This window comes from Acidicapsa dinghuensis (assembly GCF_025685685.1).
In the GTDB taxonomy this organism is placed as follows: domain Bacteria; phylum Acidobacteriota; class Terriglobia; order Terriglobales; family Acidobacteriaceae; genus Acidicapsa; species Acidicapsa dinghuensis.
Map to the genome: position 1 here is coordinate 125,837 of NZ_JAGSYH010000005.1, position 18,766 is coordinate 144,602.

At 56.3% G+C, this 18,766-nt stretch carries 19 protein-coding genes; 12 read left to right on the forward strand and 7 right to left on the reverse strand.

Features of this window, described 5'->3' with window-relative positions; translation table 11 throughout:
• The first annotated feature begins 116 nt into the window (after positions 1-116).
• Positions 117-392 carry a DUF4242 domain-containing protein gene (locus tag OHL22_RS15425; RefSeq protein WP_263339169.1) on the forward strand — a complete coding sequence of 92 codons (276 nt, stop codon included), beginning with the start codon at positions 117-119 and terminating at the stop codon, positions 390-392.
• Between the two features lie 68 nt (positions 393-460).
• Here OHL22_RS15425 and OHL22_RS15430 read toward each other — a convergent pair whose 3' ends face one another.
• Positions 461-1,459 carry a tyrosine recombinase XerC gene (locus OHL22_RS15430; RefSeq protein ID WP_263339171.1) on the reverse strand — a complete coding sequence of 333 codons (999 nt, stop codon included), beginning with the start codon at positions 1,457-1,459 and terminating at the stop codon, positions 461-463.
• On the reverse strand, positions 1,456-2,436 hold the full coding sequence (locus tag OHL22_RS15435; protein WP_263339172.1) for a site-specific tyrosine recombinase: 981 nt from the start codon (positions 2,434-2,436) through the stop codon (positions 1,456-1,458). Before OHL22_RS15435 ends, OHL22_RS15430 begins: the two co-directional genes overlap by 4 nt.
• 284 nt (positions 2,437-2,720) lie before the next feature.
• Here OHL22_RS15435 and OHL22_RS15440 point away from each other — a divergent pair, with 284 nt between their 5' ends.
• The 3 genes from OHL22_RS15440 (at position 2,721) to OHL22_RS15450 (ending at position 7,088) form a co-directional block, all read left to right on the forward strand.
• Positions 2,721-5,540: a UPF0182 family membrane protein gene (locus tag OHL22_RS15440; RefSeq protein ID WP_263339174.1), complete on the forward strand. Its 2,820-nt coding sequence runs from the start codon at positions 2,721-2,723 to the stop codon at positions 5,538-5,540.
• Between the two features lie 196 nt (positions 5,541-5,736).
• Entirely contained in the window at positions 5,737-6,480 is a 744-nt protein-coding gene (locus OHL22_RS15445) for an HAD family hydrolase (RefSeq protein WP_263339177.1), read from the forward strand.
• Between the two features lie 125 nt (positions 6,481-6,605).
• Entirely contained in the window at positions 6,606-7,088 is a 483-nt protein-coding gene (locus OHL22_RS15450; protein ID WP_317890903.1) for a (deoxy)nucleoside triphosphate pyrophosphohydrolase, read from the forward strand.
• Positions 7,089-7,103: 15 nt separating this feature from the next.
• Here OHL22_RS15450 and OHL22_RS15455 read toward each other — a convergent pair whose 3' ends face one another.
• Positions 7,104-8,342 carry an Nramp family divalent metal transporter gene (locus OHL22_RS15455; protein WP_263339179.1) on the reverse strand — a complete coding sequence of 413 codons (1,239 nt, stop codon included), beginning with the start codon at positions 8,340-8,342 and terminating at the stop codon, positions 7,104-7,106.
• A gap of 217 nt (positions 8,343-8,559) precedes the next feature.
• Between OHL22_RS15455 and OHL22_RS15460 the strand changes: the two genes are divergently transcribed.
• From OHL22_RS15460 to OHL22_RS15470, 3 genes are read left to right on the forward strand one after another with little or no spacing between them, the layout of a single operon-like run.
• Positions 8,560-9,144 (forward strand): LOG family protein, encoded by a 585-nt coding sequence (locus OHL22_RS15460; RefSeq protein ID WP_263339181.1) that lies wholly within the window; start codon positions 8,560-8,562, stop codon positions 9,142-9,144.
• A 36-nt stretch (positions 9,145-9,180) separates the two neighbouring features.
• A complete protein-coding gene (locus tag OHL22_RS15465) occupies positions 9,181-10,416 on the forward strand; it encodes a glycoside hydrolase family 172 protein (RefSeq protein ID WP_263339184.1) in 1,236 nt (411 codons plus the stop codon).
• A gap of 22 nt (positions 10,417-10,438) precedes the next feature.
• Complete coding sequence (locus tag OHL22_RS15470) at positions 10,439-11,116, forward strand: NAD-dependent epimerase/dehydratase family protein (protein ID WP_263339186.1); 678 nt, start codon at positions 10,439-10,441, stop codon at positions 11,114-11,116.
• Between the two features lie 41 nt (positions 11,117-11,157).
• Here the strand turns inward: OHL22_RS15470 and OHL22_RS15475 are convergent, their stop codons facing one another.
• The 3 genes from OHL22_RS15475 to OHL22_RS15485 form a co-directional block, all read right to left on the reverse strand.
• Positions 11,158-11,520 carry a hypothetical protein gene (locus OHL22_RS15475; protein WP_263339189.1) on the reverse strand — a complete coding sequence of 121 codons (363 nt, stop codon included), beginning with the start codon at positions 11,518-11,520 and terminating at the stop codon, positions 11,158-11,160.
• A gap of 145 nt (positions 11,521-11,665) precedes the next feature.
• Positions 11,666-12,922 carry a magnesium transporter MgtE N-terminal domain-containing protein gene (locus OHL22_RS15480; RefSeq protein WP_263339192.1) on the reverse strand — a complete coding sequence of 419 codons (1,257 nt, stop codon included), beginning with the start codon at positions 12,920-12,922 and terminating at the stop codon, positions 11,666-11,668.
• Positions 12,923-13,017: 95 nt separating this feature from the next.
• Positions 13,018-13,947, reverse strand: a complete 930-nt coding sequence (locus tag OHL22_RS15485; RefSeq protein ID WP_263339195.1) for a LysR substrate-binding domain-containing protein — start codon at positions 13,945-13,947, stop codon at positions 13,018-13,020.
• Between the two features lie 77 nt (positions 13,948-14,024).
• Between OHL22_RS15485 and OHL22_RS15490 the strand changes: the two genes are divergently transcribed.
• The 5 genes from OHL22_RS15490 (at position 14,025) to OHL22_RS15510 (ending at position 18,158) form a co-directional block, all read left to right on the forward strand.
• A complete protein-coding gene (locus OHL22_RS15490) occupies positions 14,025-14,549 on the forward strand; it encodes a GNAT family N-acetyltransferase (RefSeq protein WP_263339197.1) in 525 nt (174 codons plus the stop codon).
• 231 nt (positions 14,550-14,780) lie between these two features.
• Positions 14,781-15,239 (forward strand): ATP-binding protein, encoded by a 459-nt coding sequence (locus OHL22_RS15495; protein ID WP_263339200.1) that lies wholly within the window; start codon positions 14,781-14,783, stop codon positions 15,237-15,239.
• Between the two features lie 21 nt (positions 15,240-15,260).
• Positions 15,261-15,605: an STAS domain-containing protein gene (locus tag OHL22_RS15500; RefSeq protein ID WP_263339202.1), complete on the forward strand. Its 345-nt coding sequence runs from the start codon at positions 15,261-15,263 to the stop codon at positions 15,603-15,605.
• A 311-nt stretch (positions 15,606-15,916) separates the two neighbouring features.
• Positions 15,917-16,348: a BlaI/MecI/CopY family transcriptional regulator gene (locus OHL22_RS15505; protein WP_263339205.1), complete on the forward strand. Its 432-nt coding sequence runs from the start codon at positions 15,917-15,919 to the stop codon at positions 16,346-16,348.
• Entirely contained in the window at positions 16,338-18,158 is a 1,821-nt protein-coding gene (locus OHL22_RS15510) for a M56 and DUF3738 domain-containing protein (protein WP_263339207.1), read from the forward strand. The genes OHL22_RS15505 and OHL22_RS15510 overlap by 11 nt, the downstream gene beginning before the upstream one ends.
• On the opposite strand, the gene OHL22_RS15515 is transcribed toward OHL22_RS15510, so the two are convergent.
• Positions 18,159-18,737: a LemA family protein gene (locus OHL22_RS15515; RefSeq protein ID WP_263339209.1), complete on the reverse strand. Its 579-nt coding sequence runs from the start codon at positions 18,735-18,737 to the stop codon at positions 18,159-18,161. It lies immediately after the preceding gene.
• Positions 18,738-18,766: the final 29 nt, after the last annotated feature.

The following is an 18,766-nucleotide window of genomic DNA, read 5'->3' on the forward strand; positions in this document are numbered from 1 at the left end:
TTGTATGCACGAGCGGCGCACGAACTGATAAAGTTCGCATCGAGCGGTCGAGTCGTCTTCCCCGGCGCTCAAACAGACGATTTTGCAAAAGCACAATCCTGCAAGCGAGGCGAACAATGCCGAAATTCCTGATTGAGCGCAATATTCCCGGTGCGGGTAACCTGACGCCAGAGCAACTGACGGCTATCTCACAAACATCATGCGGTGTGTTGAACGCCATGGGTCCGCAGATTCAGTGGATCGAGTCGTATGTGACACAGGACAAGGTCTTCTGCGTGTACCGCGCGCCGGATGAGGCGACGATTCGCGAACATGGCGCAAAGGGCGGATTTCCGGTGGATGCCGTGTATCCGATCAAGACGACGATTGATCCGGGCACTGCAGAAGCTTAGTGAAAAAGAGAAGAGCAGATCCTTCACTGCGCTCAGGATGACAAGCATGTTTTGACACAGTATCCGGGCTACTTTGCGCGGGGATGCGTCTTGTCGTAGACCTGCGTTAACTGCGCGGCAGTGAGTTGTGTGTAGCGTTGCGTAGTGGAGAGACGTTCGTGGCCGAGCATTTCTTGAATGCTGCGCAGATCGGCGCCCTCTTCGAGCAGATGGGTTCCGAAGGCATGGCGCAGTGTATGTGGATGCACGTCTGAGGACAGACCGCGCTGAATGGCGATGCGTTTAACGATGCGAGCGACGCTGCGCGTGGAGAGACGGCCCGAGCCGCGTAGGTGCAGGTTGAGCAGTAGTGCGTCGGGTTGCGTATTGGAGCCGCGCTGTGCGGCGGCGAGCCGGGCTTGTCTTTCGCTTAGATAAGCGCGGATCGCCTGCGCGGCAGCATCGCCGAGAGGAACGTAGCGCTGCTTCTGACCCTTGCCGCGCACAAGGATGGCATCGTTGGCCCAGTGAATGTCGGCGAGATTGAGGCCAGTGAGCTCCGCATTGCGAATGCCGCAGCCGTAGAGAAGTTCAAAGATGACAACGTCGCGAGCGGGCCATGCAGCTGCGGAGTCGTCAGTGGATGCGATGGAGTCGACGACCTGGTTCATCTGCTCAATGGATGGGACGCGCGGCAGATGTTTGGGCAACTTCGGTGTGGCGACTAGAGACGCAACGTTTTGCTGCACATGGCCGAAGCGCGCGAGCCACTTGAACCAGCTTCGTATCGCGGCGAGTGCGCGGGCTGCTGACGTTTTAGAGAGGCCGCGCTCATACAGGATGCCTAGATAAGCGCGGATGTGCATGTGTTCGATGGCGGCCGGCTGTGCTTCGCGTCCGAGTGTTTCGTTCGTGTGTGTCACAAAGGCGCGAAGTTCTCGCTCATAGGCGCGGAGCGTGTGCTGCGAGCTGCCACGCTCATTGGCGAGCACACCCAAATAGCCTATGACCAATTGCTGCAGTGGCGAAGGTGGAATCTGTGGTGCCTCACTCTCTTCTACAAGTGGACGGGTTAGAGCGGCGCTCATGCTTCGGTCTCTTCGAGCACTGGTGTCGGCTCAGCTTCAAGCTCGTCATCCAAACGACGGCGACCGCGCGGATGATGCTGGCGGTGCACGGCAGTAAGGCGTCCCAGCGCAAGATGTGTATAGACCTGCGTAGTAGAAATATCGGCGTGGCCGAGCATAATTTGAACGGAACGCAGGTCTGCGCCATGTTCGACCATGTGCGTGGCGCAACTGTGCCGGAGAGTGTGAGGACTAGCGCTTGAATCTGCGGACTTAACAAGCATCCAGACAGACTGACGACTCATGGGCATTCCTCGCATTGAGAGAAAGAGACGCGCCGCGTCGGATGCATGCGCGCGGTAGCGAACGCGGGCCAAATGTGGGCGTCCTTCGCGTAGATAGATGTTGAGTGCTTCGAGGGCAGCGTTGCCGATAGGGACGATGCGTTCCTTATCGCCTTTGCCGCGAACAAGAACCCTGCCTGAATCGAGAGCGAGATCACTGACGGAGAGAGATGTAACTTCCGAAACGCGAAGGCCTCCGGCATAGAGTAGTTCAAGAATGGCGCGGTTGCGCGAGGCAGTAGCCTTGGCCTGTGGATGATCCGCGGCTAGATTTGCCGATTCAAGCATGGCATTGACTTCGGACTCGGCAAGCGATTTAGGTAGAACCTTCCAGGCTTTGGGCGATTCGATGTTGACCGTCGGATCATGATGAATGCGGCGATCGAGCAGGAGCCACTTGTAGAAGCCGCGCATGCAGCTCAACTTACGTGCGGCAGAGCGGGAATCGATATCGTGGTTGCGGAGATTCTCCAGGAACGCTGCGACATCCTGTTGCGTAGCAGTGAGCAAGATGCCGTGACGTGTTTCGAGGAACTCGGCGAAGGTCTTGAGGTCGCCGGCGTAGGCTTCGCAGGTAAGCGGACGCAGGCCTTTTTCGACGCGCAGGTAAGTGCGGTACTCGATGAGCAGGTCGAGATTGCGCGTGGGTTCCATCGAATGGCTCTACTGGTCCGATTATGGCCTTCTCAAGAGATGAACGGGAGTCGCACCTGGGCCGAAGAACCATGGTCAACACGGAATCAACATCAGCAACATCAAAGGCTTGCGTAATGATGTGGACACGATACTGCATGTGGCGGCGTGGGATTCTCCAATGTGTGAGGATGTAATTTAGGTGCTGGGGTATTAGAGCTGCGAGTTAAGCGGCAGGCTTTTTCGCGGTTGCGATGTGCAAGATACGACGGAATGTTTTGTCGCCTGCCTGGATGGAGTTGGCTGTGCCTGAAACTATCGATTGGGTTCCGGATGATCATGTGCCGCAGCGAAGCAGACGCGGCGTTCTTGTGCTGCTGTTGGTTATTGCCTTGCTCTTCGCTGGCAGCCGAACCGCTGTTTCCTTCTATGTGGACTCGCTATGGTTTCGCTCGCTCGGATATGGCGAGGTGTTCTGGAAGACGCTGGATATCGAGTGGAGCGTCTTTGCGATTTTTGCCGCGCTGTCGTTTGCAGTGATCTACGGCGCATATCTGGCGCTGCGTAGGGTGCATGCAGACGAGCTGCCGTCAGGGCACACGATTTATTTGAATCAAAAACCGATACGGTTGCCTGTAGAACCGGTATTTCGCGTACTTGCGGTGGTCGCCGCGTTGTTGGTAGCTCTGATCAGCGGCGCATCGATGATGTCAGAATGGCCTGCAATTGCATTGTGGCGATATGCGTCGGCACGAAGTGGAGCGACCGATCCGATTTTTGGCAAGCCAGTGGAGTTCTACCTGTTTACGCTGCCCGCATGGCATTTGATACTGAACTGGCTGCTGGCTATGACCATTCTTTGTGCCGCGATGGCGGCACTGTTGTTAATGGTGACGGGAGGGGTACAGGCCATCGAACGAAGGCGGCTCCGTTTTGCAGACGAGAAACCTAGATGGCGGACCATCTCGATTGCGCTGGCTTTCCTGCTGCTGGTAGCGGCAGTACGAGAGTACGTAGGCCGGTTCGATCTGTTGTTTGGATTGCACACAATCTTTCAGGGAGTAACTTACACCGACGTTCACGTGGCGATTCCGGGCATGACAGTGGTGGCCGCAGCGCTGCTGCTGGGTACGGTGATTGCTGCGTGGAATGCGGTTGCGGGACGAAACCCCCGATTGCTGGGTCTGGCCGTGACGCCAGCCATACTGTGCTTCTTTGGAATGACGATTGTGAGCTGGTATGTGACGAACTTCGTGGTCAAGCCGAATGAGCTGGAACGCGAGAAGCCGTACATTGTCTACAACATTGAAAAGACGCGCGAGGCGTTTGGCCTGGATAAATTTCAGCAGCGGGAGTTTCCGGCAGAAACCACGGTAGCGGCGGCGGATGCAGGAAACAACCAGCCAACGATTCAGAATATCCGGCTGTGGGACTGGAGGCCGCTGCAGGACACGCTGCGCCAGATCCAGGAGATTCGCACGTATTACGACTTTCCGGACATCGACATTGACCGCTACGACATTAACGGAACACAGCGCGAGGTGATGCTGGCCGCGCGTGAGCTGAACGTGGATAAGCTGCCAGAGAGCAGCCGCAACTGGATCAACGAGAAGCTGATCTATACGCACGGCTATGGCGTAACGATGAATCCCGTAAACGGATTTACGCCGGAGGGATTGCCGACGCTGATGCTTAGCAATATGCCGGTGCAAAGCACGGTACCGGAGATGAAGATCTCGCGGCCGGAGATCTACTTTGGCGAGCTGACAAATACCGATGTGTATGTAAAAACAAAACAGCAAGAGTTCAACTACCCACAGGGAGACACCAACAGCCTCACTACTTATGAAGGTACGGGAGGCATTGAACTTGGCGGATTTCTGCGCCGGTTGTTGATTGCGTTCGATCGCGGAGATTTGAGCAAGCTGCCTTTCAGCGACGATGTGGGTCCGCAGAGCCGGCTATTGATGCGGCGGAACATTCGCGATCGGGTTTCGACGGTGGCGCCGTTCCTGACATTCGAGAATGATCCGTACCTAGTGATTGGAGGAGATGGCAGGCTGCGCTGGATCATCGATGCGTACACGACTTCCAACGACTATCCCTACGCGAGCCGGTACCAGATGCAGGATGGCACCGCGAACTATGTGCGGAACAGCGTGAAAGCCGTTGTGGATGCATACGACGGCACGGTAACGCTGTATGTGTTTGATGCGCAGGATCCGATTATTTCGGCTTACCGGCACATCTTCCCTTCCCTCTTTCGTGACGCGGCCTCGATGCCGGACTGGCTGCGGAAGCATGTGCGGTATCCGGAGACACTGCTAAATGTGCAAGGCGAAGTTTATGGGCTCTATCACATGACTGATGCTGGCGTGTTTTACAACCGCGAGGATCTGTGGACGGTAGCCCGCGAAGTTGGCAATGGAGAGAACGGTGAGCAGACAACACTGCCAATGCAGTCGAACTACGTGCTGATGAAGCTGCCAGGAGAGACTGGCACAGAGTTTGTGGAGATACTTCCGTTTACTCCGTCGAACCGCAATAACCTCATCGGATGGATCGGAGCGCGGAGCGACGGTGCCAATTACGGAACCGCGATTGTGTACGACTTTCCCAAGACTCGGTTGGTGGATGGTCCGCTACAGGTGGAAGCAAGGATCGACCAGAACGCACAGATCTCGGGACAGATGACACTGTGGAACCAGCGCGGGTCACAGGTGCGGCGCGGAAGCTTGCTGGTGATTCCCTGTGGGAAGGCGCTGCTGTATGCCGAGCCGATTTATCTACAGGCGGAACACAGCCCGATGCCGGAGCTGCGGATGGTGGTGCTGGCGCTCCAGGACCGGCTGGCTTACGGAGCAAGTTTCGAAGCGGCGCTTAGCTCGCTGTTTGGGGAGTCGGGAACAGCCCAGGAAACTGTCGCTTCGGCGGAACAATCGAGTGCTGGAGGTCAGCCCAGCACTGCTGCAAAAAGCGGGGACCAGCAAGGACTGATCCATGAGGCGGCGCAGGACTTTGCGGATTACCAGCGGCTGACGGCCGAAGGTCGGCTTGGCGAGGCCGGACAGAAGCTGGATGCCTTGAAGAAAGCCCTGGATGCGCTGAGCCGTTCTCATCTATAGCGCACGAAAGATGCCGATGTGCTGAAACCAGAGCGACATAGAGGGAATACTATGCCTGGATTAGCCAAACGTTTACGAAGAGCGATAGGCAAGTTGGCGTCCATTAGACGAGAATAGTAAGAACGGTGGAAATGTATCCGATTGTTCCCGCAGCGCAATGATGAGCGCGCGGAGGCGAATTCGAGGTTTGGAAAACGTGACGACACAAGTGGAAATTCCCAGCTGGAGCGCGGCTGAATTTGAGCAGCTGGTGTATGAGCTGAATCCGCAGATAGCGGTGTTTGATTGCGATGGAACGATCTGGAGCGGTGATGCCGGATACGGGTTCATGATCTGGTCGATTGAGCAAGGGTTGGTTTCGCGATCGGCGAGCGACTGGATCGACACGCGGCATCGCGCATACATGGCGGGAACTGTGAGCGAGTTGGAGATCTGCGGCGAGATGACGCAAGTGTACGCGGACTTGCGCGAGAGCGAACTACGCAACGCTGCGGCTGAGTTTGTGCGCAAGCATGTGCGGCACCGCGTATTTACAGAGATGGCGAAGATACTCGATGGGCTGCGCGAGCGCGGCGTGGAGCTGTGGGCCGTAAGCTCAACCAACAAGTGGGTGATCAGCGAGGGCGTGCGCGAATTCGGTATTCCGGAGCAGCGCGTGCTGGCCGCGGAGGTGCGCGTCGTTGATGGCCTCGTGACCGAAGACCTGGTGGATGTGCCTACCGACGAGGGCAAGGCCGCCTCGCTGAAGCGGGTTGGGCTGAGCGCGCCGGATGCTGTGTTCGGCAATTCGATTCACGACTTGGCAATGCTGGAGATTGCAAAAAAGGCGTTTCCGGTCAACCCGTCGCCTGCGTTGCTGGATGCGGCAGCGCGGCATGGATGGGGATATTTTCGTCCAGCGGCGGCCGAGGGTCTTTCGGCTGCTGTGGCAGGCGAGTGAAGCGCGTTTTCATTGAGTGAAGATTCTTCCGAGTGGAGAGACCGGCTCGATAACCGCATCTTTTGCGTTACTGGGAGATTAACTCGGCGCTTCATTGCTATTGACGGAAACGTTACACTGATGACGTGACGGAAGAGCCACAGGAGCATGACAGCGAAGAGATTGCGGCCAAATCGGCGGTAAACGCTGGGCCAGGCGCACCTCGCCAGAACGCACTGCGCCTGGTCGCTGCAGCGTTGATACTGCGCGGAGCTGAGGTACTAATCTGCCAGCGCCGACCCGATCAACCGATGGCGTTGCAATGGGAGTTTCCTGGCGGCAAGCTGGAGCCCGGCGAGAGCCCCGAGGCTGCGCTTAAGCGTGAGCTTGAAGAAGAACTGGGCATCACAGCGACGGTCGGGCCGCGGGTGACGCATATCCGGCACAACTACCGGCATGGTGGCGCGGTGGATCTCCAGTTCTTCGCCGTGTACGAGTTCGAGGGCGAGATCGAGAACCGCATCTTTCACGAGGTGAAGTGGGTGCGCCTTGAGGATCTGCCGAGCTATGACTTCCTGGCGGCGGATCGTGGGCTGATTCGGGACCTGGCGCAAGGGAAGTTGCTGTAGCCTCGTCACATAATCTTAGTGATGCGCGAAGACCAGCGCTGCGTTGAGGCCGATGACGATCACGCTGGTGGCCCAGGCAATGATGTTGAAGGCTCGCGAGTTGACATGTTCACCCATGAGGTCCTTTCGGTTGATAAGAATGAGCATCAGCACGATAACGATAGGCAGTAGGACGCCGTTGAGCACTTGCGAGAAGATGGCCATGCTGACGAGCTGAGTATCTTTGAGGACGAGGACAGTGATAGCTCCGCCGGCGATAAGCAGGGTGTAGAGCCAGTAGAAGAAAGGTGCTTCTTTGAAGGTGCGGTCGATACCGGATTCAAGGCCGAGGCCTTCGCACACGGTATAAGCCGTGGAAAGCGGCAGAATGGAAGCCGCAAAGAGCGAAGCATTGAAAAGTCCAAAGGCAAAGAGCAGAAAGGCATAGCGGCCGGCAAGCGGACGCATAGCGTCTGCAGCGTCGGCCGGAACCTGAATGGCGCCCATGCCATGGACATAAAGCGTAGCTGCACAGGCAACAACAATGAACCATGCGACTATGTCCGTAAAGAAACTACCGACAATTACGTCGAGGCGAGATGCCGCGTAGTCCTTGATACGAATGCCTTTCTCAACAATGGAGGCCTGAAGGTAGAACTGCATCCAAGGCGCGATGGTCGTTCCGACAACACCGATCGCCATGTAGATGTAATCGCTGGTCCAGGCTGAGCGAGGAGGCATTTGAACAGTGGCCGTCAGTGCATCACGCCAGTTAGGCTGGGAAAGCACACCGGCAAAGATGTAGGCAATGTAAACAACAGAGGCAACTAGAAATATCTTCTCGACCTGCTTATAGTCCCCTCTAACCGCGAGGAACCACACCAGGATGGCACAGAGAGGCACTGAAATGAAGCGAGAGATGTGAAAGAGATGCAGGCTACCGGCGATGCCGATGAACTCAGTTACAACATTGGTGTAATTAACGATCACGAGCAGCAGCATCATGACAGCGGTGACACGCAGTCCGAATTCTTCACGGATAAGATCACTCAGGCCTTTGCCAGTGACCACCCCCATCCGGGCGCACATCTCCTGGACGACGATAAGAGCCAGGGTAATGGGGATCATGGTCCAGAGCAGCGTGTAGCCGTATTGCGCGCCTGCCTGCGAATACGTCAGGATGCCGCCGGAGTCGTTATCGACGTTGGCTGTAATGAAACCTGGACCGAGCACGGCCAGGAACAGCATGATCCGGATTCGCCAGCGCTTCCACATCCGTCTTCCTATTCCGGCCTGGCTTCCGGCCCCGCCGCAGAAGGTATTTATCCCTCCTGAACATACCATTCCTAGGGTATTAAGGGGAGTACCGCGTACGTTGCTGCAAAGCGGCGAGAGATCGATTTCGAATGTCAGCGTGCCAGTCGATTCAGCAAGAGTTGAGGATGGTCGGATAGTATGAATCGCTGGACTTATTTTTCAGTGGGATGGGGTCATGCTAAAGAGAGTTTGTGTATTTTGCGGGTCGAACTCTGGGAGTGGGGACGCTTATCTGAAAGCTGCACGGGAGACCGGACGTCTGCTGGCAGAGAGTGGCATTGAGCTTGTCTATGGCGGAGGAAAGGTTGGCCTGATGGGCGCAATTGCAGATGCATGCCTTGAAGCAGGCGGCTCTGTAATCGGTGTCATTCCTCACGTACTGGTACTGAAAGAAGTTGCACACCGAGGATTGACGGAGCTGCACATCGTGCAAACAATGCTCGAGCGCAAGACGATGATGGCGGATATGTCAGATGCGTTTATTGCGCTGCCGGGCGGCTATGGCACTCTGGATGAGCTCAGCGAAGTACTGACGTGGTCACAAATCGGCATTCAACACAAGCCCAGCGGGCTGCTGAATGTGAACGGATACTATGATCACCTGTTGGCAATGATGGACCGCGCTGTGAAAGACCGGTTTCTTTCGGAGGTCCATCGAGAGCTTCTGCTGACGGAAACCGATCCTCGACGGCTATTGAAGTATCTGGAGAAATACACGCCACCTCAGGTGGATAAGTGGATGGATCGTGTGGATCGGTAAGGCCGAATACAAGGGGTAAATATTTTCGGAGGTGCGATGAGCGAGAGGGTCGAGAGGAATGATGTGGCCGCAGTGGAAGGTGATGGTCTGGGACGACGCCGGATGCTTGGCATGTTGGCCGGCGGCGTGGCGGCAATCGGGTTAACGGCTGGGGCAATAAATGCCGAGGGAGCAGCCTTGGCTCCGCCGGAGAAGCAGGGCGAGGTTGCGGCCGAGGAGTTATATGGACCAGCCCGGTTGCGAAGCTACAAATCGCGCAGGTCATCGAGCTGGGATCGTAGCGGCGGGAACGCGGACGCGGTGCCGGTTGAGCCGGGCGCTTCTGCGACGGTTCTGGATGTGCAAGGCGCAGGCGTTATCACGCATATCTGGTTCACAATTGCGTCAGAGGATGACCATCATCTGAAGAATCTGGTGCTGCGAGCATGGTGGGACGGTGAGGCAACTCCGTCGATTGAAGCGCCCATCGGCGATTTCTTCGGCCTGGGGCTCGGTGAGTACTTTGTCTATCAATCGGAACTGCTTGCGGTTGCTTCCGTGAAAGCACTCAACGCATATTTCAAGATGCCCTTTGAGAAAGGTGCAAAGATCACGGTTTCAAACGAGGGCAAAGCAAAGACCAACGCTCTCTATTTCGCAGTGGACTACGTGACTTTGCCATCGCTGCCGACCGATCTGGGCAGGTTCCACGCACAGTACCGGCAGGCTGCACCGTGCAAGGGTGTCATCGACGACTGGACGGGAAACGGGGACAGGAGCGTCAATGACTTGAAGAACCTGGATGGGAAGGACAACTATGTGTTTCTGGAAGCGGCAGGGCGCGGGCATTTCGTGGGCGTGACGCAGGCCGTGCTGCAGAACCAGAACGGATGGTTCGGCGAGGGAGATGACATGATCTTCATCGACGGCGACACGCAGCCGACCATCAACGGCACCGGCACCGAGGACTACTACAACGGCGCATGGGATTTCAGCAGTAAGCCGTTTGCCTTTCAGCACAACGGAGCGCCCTACATCACGGGCGACGAACGGCTTGGCGGGCGGTATTGTCTCTACCGTTGGCACACGGAAGGGCCGCTTGCCTTTGAGAAGTCGATTCGAGTGACGATCGAACATGGACATGGCAACTCGCGGTCGGACGACTTCTTCTCGGTGGCGTACTGGTACCAGACGGAACCGCATGCCACCTTCCCTGCCCTGCCACCTGCGAAGTCGCGGATTCCGAAGGTCTTTCGTGTAGGCGGGGCCGGTGCGGCAACGCCTGGTGAGTAAACCGCTGCTGCGTTGATCGAGTATGCGAGTAATCATCTTTGGCGCCACCGGTATGGTCGGGCAGGCTGCGCTGCGCGAGAGCCTGCTCGCGCCCGATGTGGAAGAAGTAGTAACGGTCAGCCGATCGGCGACACTTTCGAATCATCCGAAGCATTGCGCTCTCGTGGCAACGGACCTCTTCGATCTGAGTAGTCTGGAAGGAAAACTAGGTGGACTCGACGCGTGTTTCTTTTGCATCGGTGTTACTTCCGCGGGCATGAGCGAAGCGGACTACACCCAAATCACGCATGATCTGACACTCAGAGTCGCACATGTGCTGGTTCGCCTCAATCCGGCGATGACATTCGTATATGTTTCGGGAGCTGGAACGGATAGTTCAGAGCACGGACGGTCTATGTGGGCCCGCGTCAAAGGGCGAACAGAGAATGAGCTGCTGAGAATGCCCTTCCAGGCTGCGTATATGTTCAGGCCTGGATTTATCGTGCCACTCGATGGCATTACGTCGAAGACACGCTCGTATCGCGTCTTCTATGCGATGCTCAAGCCTCTGATGCCCATATTACGTTGGTTGTTTCCGGGCTCGGTGCTGACGACGCGCGAAATCGGAGGTGCCATGCTGATCGCCGCAAGGCAGGCCAATGAGAAGAGAGTGATGGAAACCGGAGATATGCGGATCATGCTCGAAAAGCAACACAGGTAACGAGCATTTAAAGGCAGAGGGTGGAGTATTGAGGCGCCGGCTCAGGAGACTTCGCGTTTGCCGCCCGGGATGCGGCGGTGAAGTGTCATTTGAAAGCGGGAAATATCTTTACTTCCTGAATTGCTGTAATGCGATGCGGGCGTATTCCACGATACGGCGGCAAAGAAGATACAGAGCCCCGCGGTAACACCCAGCGGAATGCGAATGAATCCCACAGTACGCTGCAGGGCCACGAAAATCGCGTGGTCTGGCTCAAAAGCCACGAAGACACACCATGCCGCAATCGACACGGCAACGAGCGAAACAACACAAAAGAGAAACAGCCGCAGGCAGACAAATACTGCCTGCTTCAGTTTTCCCGCAAAAGACGTAACGCCACTTGCGAGTGGATCCGAAAGACTCATCGATCTTGCTTATCGTCCTTTTGACCGTTGGTTGGAAGATTCCCGATAGCCTAAACCCCACCATTCGGAAATGCAATGGCCAAATAGAGGAATCCCCCTTCAAGGAATCCAGGTCTCAATACTGGATCGCCCCCAGATGGTCTTGCTAGAGCTTCTCCAAAAGAAAGCTGATGACATGATCTGAGTGAACAACTCCGACCATGCGGTTCTGTGAATCCACCACCGCGAGAGAGCGCAGGTTGTACTTATCGAAGATTTCCGCGACCTGCGACTGGTGCATGTCGGCAGGGCACGAGAGGACGCGTGGTTCCGCCAACACATTGAGATGGGTAGCCGGCTGGGCAACCAGCATTCGGGAGAGTGGCACAGACCCGCGAAGAACGTCGTTTGCGCCGATGAGGTAAATCTCTGTGACGCTTTCTGGATCTCCTTCGAAGTCGCGCAGGGCTTGAACAGCACTGGAAACATCTGCTTCAAAGTCTACGGCGACATAGTCGGTGGTCATGCGCCCGGCGGCTGAATCTTCGTGGAACTCAAGAAGTTCTTCGACCTCATGTCGCTCCTCAGGCTCCATCTCTTCCAGGATCGCTTCGGACTTTTCGTCGGAGAGCTCCGCGAGCAGGTCGGCGGCAGCGCCCGGATCCATCTCTTCGACAATGTCGGCGATGCGTTCTTCGTCCAGAGACTCAATCAGGGACTTCTGCAGCTTGGGATCAACCTCTTCGAGCGCCTCGGCCGCAACCTCTTCGTCTAGCGTGGTAAAAATGGCCTCGCGTTCAGCGGGCGCTAGATCGGCAAGAATCTCAGCGATCTCCGACGGGTGCATTTCGCCCAGGCGCTCATGCTCAATGCGGAGCTTGACACGCCGTGCGGGGTCGACCTCGATAACATCGACGAACTGCCACGGGATGCCTTTGGCTGCGAAGCGGCGAGAGATGGATTCGAGCGTCTGTCGCGGGAGTAATCCCTTGAAGACGCGCTGAACTGCTCCACGCAGACCGACCTCAACTTCGAAGACGCGAAGCAGGTGAACAGACCCATGGCCCAGCCACTCAAGATCGACATCATTAACCCGGACAACCTTGCGTCCGTGGATATCGATGATCTGGCGGTCTATCAAATCTTGCTGCAAAAAGAGATAATTTTCGTCTCCGTTGAGCGGCCTCAGCGCAGATGGCGAACGGATTTCAAGGGTACCCGCAGGAGTCTCCATGACCTGGTCGGAGGAGACGATCTGCAGGCCTTGGCGCGATTTAAGGACGAGGCCCGCTACGCGGCCCGCCTCGGGACCTGTGGCGACTGCGATGTCTTTGAGTTTGCCACGCACGTTACCCTGCGCATCGGTCACTGGGGTACCGAGCATGGCGGTAAGGCTGACGCGGGATGTCGTGCGCGGATGCATAAATGACGAACTACGGCAGGTTGAGTTTAGCCCAATGGACGGACACTGGCGAATAGCGAGTGCCACTCATCCGCCGCTGCCCTTGAGATGCGAAATCAATTGGTAACGATGCGCTTGCCGGCAATGGCGGAGACGATCTGTGCGAAACCTCGGACGATGGGACGGGACTCGCCGGTGAAAGTGGCGATCTCGATGGAACTGGTAATGCCTGTGGCGCCCGAGTTGCTGCGAACCGGCAGACAGACTACGTCGGGCGCGGCGATACGACGTACACAGGCCGGGGCAATGCTCACGCCTAGTCCAGCGCCGATAAGACGGAGGATCGTGAGCCAGTTCTGGGCTTCTTGGACGATGTGGGGGCGGAAACCGTGTTCCTCACAAAGAGAAAGAGGCTTCTCAAAAGCACGGCTGCCTGCAGAGCGCGGGTAATAGATAAATGGCTCGTCGCGCAGGTGAGTGGGAGAGATGCTTTTCTGGCCGGCACGCGGATGGCGCGATGGAAGCACGATGACAAAAGGCTCCGAATAGATAGTGGCGGCGTCAAGGCCCTCAGTTGGGTCGCTGTCACGCAACAGTCCGGCATCAAGGGTACCGCTCTGCATGCCTTCGATAACTTTGGCAGTGAAGGACTCGTGCAGATGAAGCTGCACGCCAGGATAGGCGGCGCGATATTCGCGGAAGATGGCAGGGAGGATGGTGAGCATGGCGGAGCCAACAAAGCCGATGTGGAGCGAGCCGACCTCACCACGGCCGATGCTGCGGGTTTCTTCCAGGTCTCGGCTGACGTTGAGGAGGGTTCGTCTGGCTCGTTCGAGAAAAGCTTCGCCCGCCACCGTAAGACGAACTGACCGTGAGGTACGGTTGAACAAGGAACAATCCAGGATCTGCTCGAGCTTGCGTATCTGCTGCGAAAGCGGTGGCTGCGCAAGATGAAGGCGCTGCGCAGCACGGCCAAAATGCAGTTCTTCTGCAACGGCTACGAAATAGCGCAGGTGTCGGAGTTCAATCTCCACATTGATATTCATAACGTCTCAATTAGTAGAAACAGGATATTGGACATATTACTGCTACCGATGCGAGATTCAAAGCAGGGGTTAAGAGTATGCCGCAGACAATGGAAGGAATGAAGAGCGCGGATATAACGGGAGTCGCGCCCGAAGAAATTGAAATTCGCCCGCTGGAGATTGGCGAGGATGGCACTGCGTTCCGGGTTCTGAACGAGGAGTGGATCTCGCGCTACTTTGTGCTGGAGGCGAAGGACCGGGAGACGCTGGGCGACCCGGAAGGGACGATTCTGCGCAAGGGCGGGCGCATGTACCAGGCGTGGGCCGATGGCGAGGTGGTCGGATGCGTAGCGTTGATTCCGATGGGAAATGGTGTGTACGAGCTGTCGAAGATGGCAGTGTCGCCGACACTGCACGGCAAAGGCATTGGGCGCCGCCTACTTCTGCATACGATCACAGAGGCGCGCGCACTGGGAGCAGCATCGCTATTCCTGGGAAGCAATTCGAAGCTGAAGAACGCGGTACATCTGTACGAGGCGGTCGGATTCGAGCACGTGCCGCCGCAGAGCCTGCCGGATATGCACTATGAGCGAGCAGACGTGTTTATGAGCATGCAACTCTGAAATACAAAACAGCCTAGATGGAGCGCCTTGTCACGTCCAAAAACTAACTTTCCAGTAAAGCCGCGGAAAATGATCTTTTCAGGCGATTGCCACAGCTCCTTGACACATCGAGCCTCAGCCGTGAAACTGCCAGAAAGTAGCTTGCATCCAAACCGGAAGGCTCTAGCCTGAAAATAATTGGCTTAGAGATGAGCGGATGGGCCGCTGAGCAAGCCATCAAGGCGAGGACGAGTGACCGGACCACAGACAGGACGGCTGAGCTTCAAACTGGCATCGACAATGGAGAGCGTGGCCGAAATTGAGGCTGCAGCGGAGAAGCTAACGCAGGCCGCCGGCATGGATGAGGACGACGGCTTTCGCGTGGCCATGGCGGTGCGCGAGGCGGCAGTGAACGCGGTGCTGCACGGCAACAACTACGATCCCAGTAAATTTGTGACGGCTAGCTTCGAGAATACCGGCAAATCGCTGGTGATTACGATTGCCGACGAGGGCGAAGGGCTGGACCCGGAGAAGCTGCCCGATCCGCTGGCGCCGGAAAATCTGCTGCGCGGGACGGGACGCGGCATCTTCCTCATCCGATCCTTCCTGGATGAGGTACACTTTCGACAACTGCACCCTGGGACGGAACTGACGCTCATAAAGCATCTGACGCCGGCCGACGGTAAAGAAGCAAATCCGGATTCGAACTAATTACCTTGAGGAGAGCGTACTGTGGCACTATCGATTTCAACCCGTGAGCTGGACGGCGTAACGATTCTGGACCTGAGCGGCCGGATTACCCTGGGCGAAGGCAGTGTGCAATTGCGCGACGCCATCCGTGATCTGATCAGCAAGGGTGTCAAGCACATCCTGCTAAACCTGGGTGACGTAAACTACATCGATTCGTCAGGCCTGGGCGAGCTGGTGAGCGCATACACGACGGCCAAGAACCAGAACGCCGATGTGAAGCTGCTGAACCTGACGAAGAAGGTCAAGGACGTTCTGCAGGTGACCAAGCTCTACACTGTGTTCGACATCTATGACGACGAGGCCAGCGCGATCGGTTCGTTCAAGTAGGCTAAATCTCTGCTTCAAACAAAAGCCGCGCCGAGCGAACCTCGGCGCGGCTTTTTCGTCGTCTGGCACCTGCGGTTTACTGCCTTTCTATAGGAAGGCGGACGAGATAGCCCCGGCTGGAGTACAGCTGAAGTCACACAAACGTGATTGACCATCCGGACTTGCCGTCAGCGAGCTAAACCATGCCTGAACGCCCGCATCCATAACTTCAACTCGTTTTCAAACGTCGCAATCTTGCCGGCAGACGCCGTATCGGGTCGTCGCATAAAAATAAATTGTCGATCTACTTCATATGTAGTAGTGTTTCACTCATGAGTAGTAGATCAACCGCGACACCGAAATTGTCGAGAGTGGAATTTCAGATCATGGAAGTGCTGTGGGCGAAAGGAGAGGCTTCCATTCGCGACATCCTGGACTCTTTGCCTGCGAAGCGAAAGCCCGCATATACAACCGTCCAAACGGCCGTGTACCGCATGGAGGCGAAACTGGTCGTGCAACGCGTAAAGAAGGTGGGAAATTTCCATATCTTCTCTGCTACCATCTCGCGCGATGCGGCGCAGCGAAGGCTCATAGACGATCTACTGGCAATCTTTGGAGGCCGCACGCAGCCTGTGATGGCCCATCTGGTCGAATCAGGCAAACTTTCCTCCGAAGACGTGAAGCAGGCGGAATTAGCTTTGCGCAGGCTGGCAAAGAAACAGGCCAACGATGAGGTTAAAGATGAGACCGATTATGCAAATTGACTTCGCAATCCTGAGTCCCTACCTGCAGACTCATTTGCATACATGGAAGAACTCCCTCGGCAATCACCTTTGGCAATCAACCATCTTTGTCATTTTGGTTTGGCTACTAACACTTGCACTGCGCAAGAACTACGCCCGATTCCGCTACTGGTTATGGCTTGCTGCCTCCATCAAGTTCCTGGTTCCCTTTGCGCCGCTTATCTCTTTGGGCAGAGGCATCAACATCTCAAACACGCCGCAAATCGCCCACCGTGTGATCTCGAATCCGGCAATCTCCAGCGCCGTCGAGCAGATCACGCTGCCGTTTCCTCAAACCGACGTAGTCTCAAACACGCCTGCTCTCGCGCATCACACCAATCTGATACTTGTCGGTCTGATCTCCGCATGGGCCTGCGGCGCACTGCTTTTGTTGTTTAGTTGGACGCGCACATGGTGGCGTTTGCGCTGTGTCGTGCGTGAGGCATATTTGCATGCTGAGATCGACGGCGCGCGCGTTTTCTTCTCGAGTTCGCTCATCGAGCCAGGCGTTTTCGGTATCGTCCGCCCGGTGCTGTTGCTGCCTGCTGGCATTCAAGACCGCCTTGATAGAGCCCAGATGCAAGCCGTGATTGCGCATGAGATGTGTCATGTGCGCAGGCGCGACAATCTCACTTTTGCGCTTCACATGGTGGTAGAGATACTTTTCTGGTTTCATCCAGCGGTCTGGTGGATACGAACGCGCCTCATCGAAGAGCGCGAATGGGCCTGCGACGAAGCTGTACTGCAGTCAGGCAACGAGGCGGAAGTTTATGCGGAAGGCATCCTCAACGTCTGTAAGTTCTACGTTGAATCACCTCTGGCCTGCGCGGCTGGCGTAACGGGATCAGATCTTAAGCAGCGCATTGTGCGCATCATGACCCAGACTGTTGCCCAAAAGCTTGGGCCTGGACGCAAGCTCATGCTTGGTGTCGCGGCAATCCTGGTTCTATGCCTGCCTGTCGTGTTTGGCCTTATGCATGCCTTGCGTGTGCAGGCTCAGACTGAGCTTGCTAATCTGCCCCAATTTGAGGTGGCTACCGTCAAGCCAAGTCACCCTAGTGACGACCAACAGAGCCTTCTACTGTCGCCCGGCAGGTTCACCATGGAAAATATGCCTATCAAAGAGCTGATCCGGTTTGCTTACGGACTCAAATCAGAAGACCAGCTCAGCGGCGTACCTGCCTGGGCTGCCTCCGATCGATTCGATATCGTGGCGAAAGAATCCGAGTCGCAGACGCAAATCCTGGACAAACTCCCGGGCGAGCAGAGAATGGAGCAGGTGCGCCTCATGGCGCAGTCTCTGCTCGCCGAACGTTTCGGCCTGAGAGTCAGCCACGAGAGCCGCGAACTACCGGTTTATGTATTGGTGGTGGCAAAGAACGGTTCGAAGCTTACTCCCGCAGCACCTCCACCTGCACCGCCAGCAGAAAACGAAAAGCCAGGAGACCCGCCGCGAAAGACTGGAATGCACGGTATTCGAAGAAGTGGCCCAGGAGAACTGCAAGGAATGTCCGCGACAATCGACCTTCTGGTAAATGTGCTATCGCATCAACCGGACCTTGGAAACCGGCTGGTCCTGGACCAGACCGGACTTACCGGGCTCTACGATTGGACGTTGAAATGGGCTCCTGTCAATGCCGAACCCGGCGAACCAGAAGCGTCTGCTGGAGATCCCTCAGAACCCGCACTTTTTACGGCGCTACAAGAACAACTCGGACTGAAACTCGAATCCCAAAAAGCTCCGGTCGATGTTGTTGTCATCGACCGGATCGAGAAGCCTTCGCCCAATTAGTTAAAACTTGACGGCCGGCGCGTTGCGCGAAGCAGGATTAGCGTTGAAATAAGCGTCGTTCACATGGAAGCCCAGGATGCCGGCCCAGACACTGTTCGGGAATTGGCGCACAAAGGTGTTGTAAGTGCGCAAGGTATCGTTGTAACGGCGGCGGGCTACTCCGATGCGGTTTTCCGTACCGGCAAGCTCATCCTGCAAACGCATGAACTGCTCACTGGAGCGAAGTTGGGGATAGTTTTCGGTAAGAGCCAGCAGGCGTCCGAAGGCTGAATCGAGAGTGCCGTTGGCAGCAATCTTCTCCTTCGGATCGTGGGCATTCAGTAGACCGGCGCGAGCGTTCGCAATATCCGCATAGACAGAGTTTTCTTCCTTAGTGAAACCTTTGACAGTCTCAACCAGGTTGGGAATCAGATCGGCGCGACGCTGCAGCTGCACATCCACATCCGACCAGCTCGTTTTGACAGCTTCATCGAGCTTGACCATCTGATTCTGCGCGGAAACAAAACTGCCGTATACCAGCAGCCCAACAAAGACGAAGACCCCAAGAATTCCAAGAACGATCCAAAGTCCACGACGCATACGAGTGATTTCTCCTCTGCCCTCCGTTC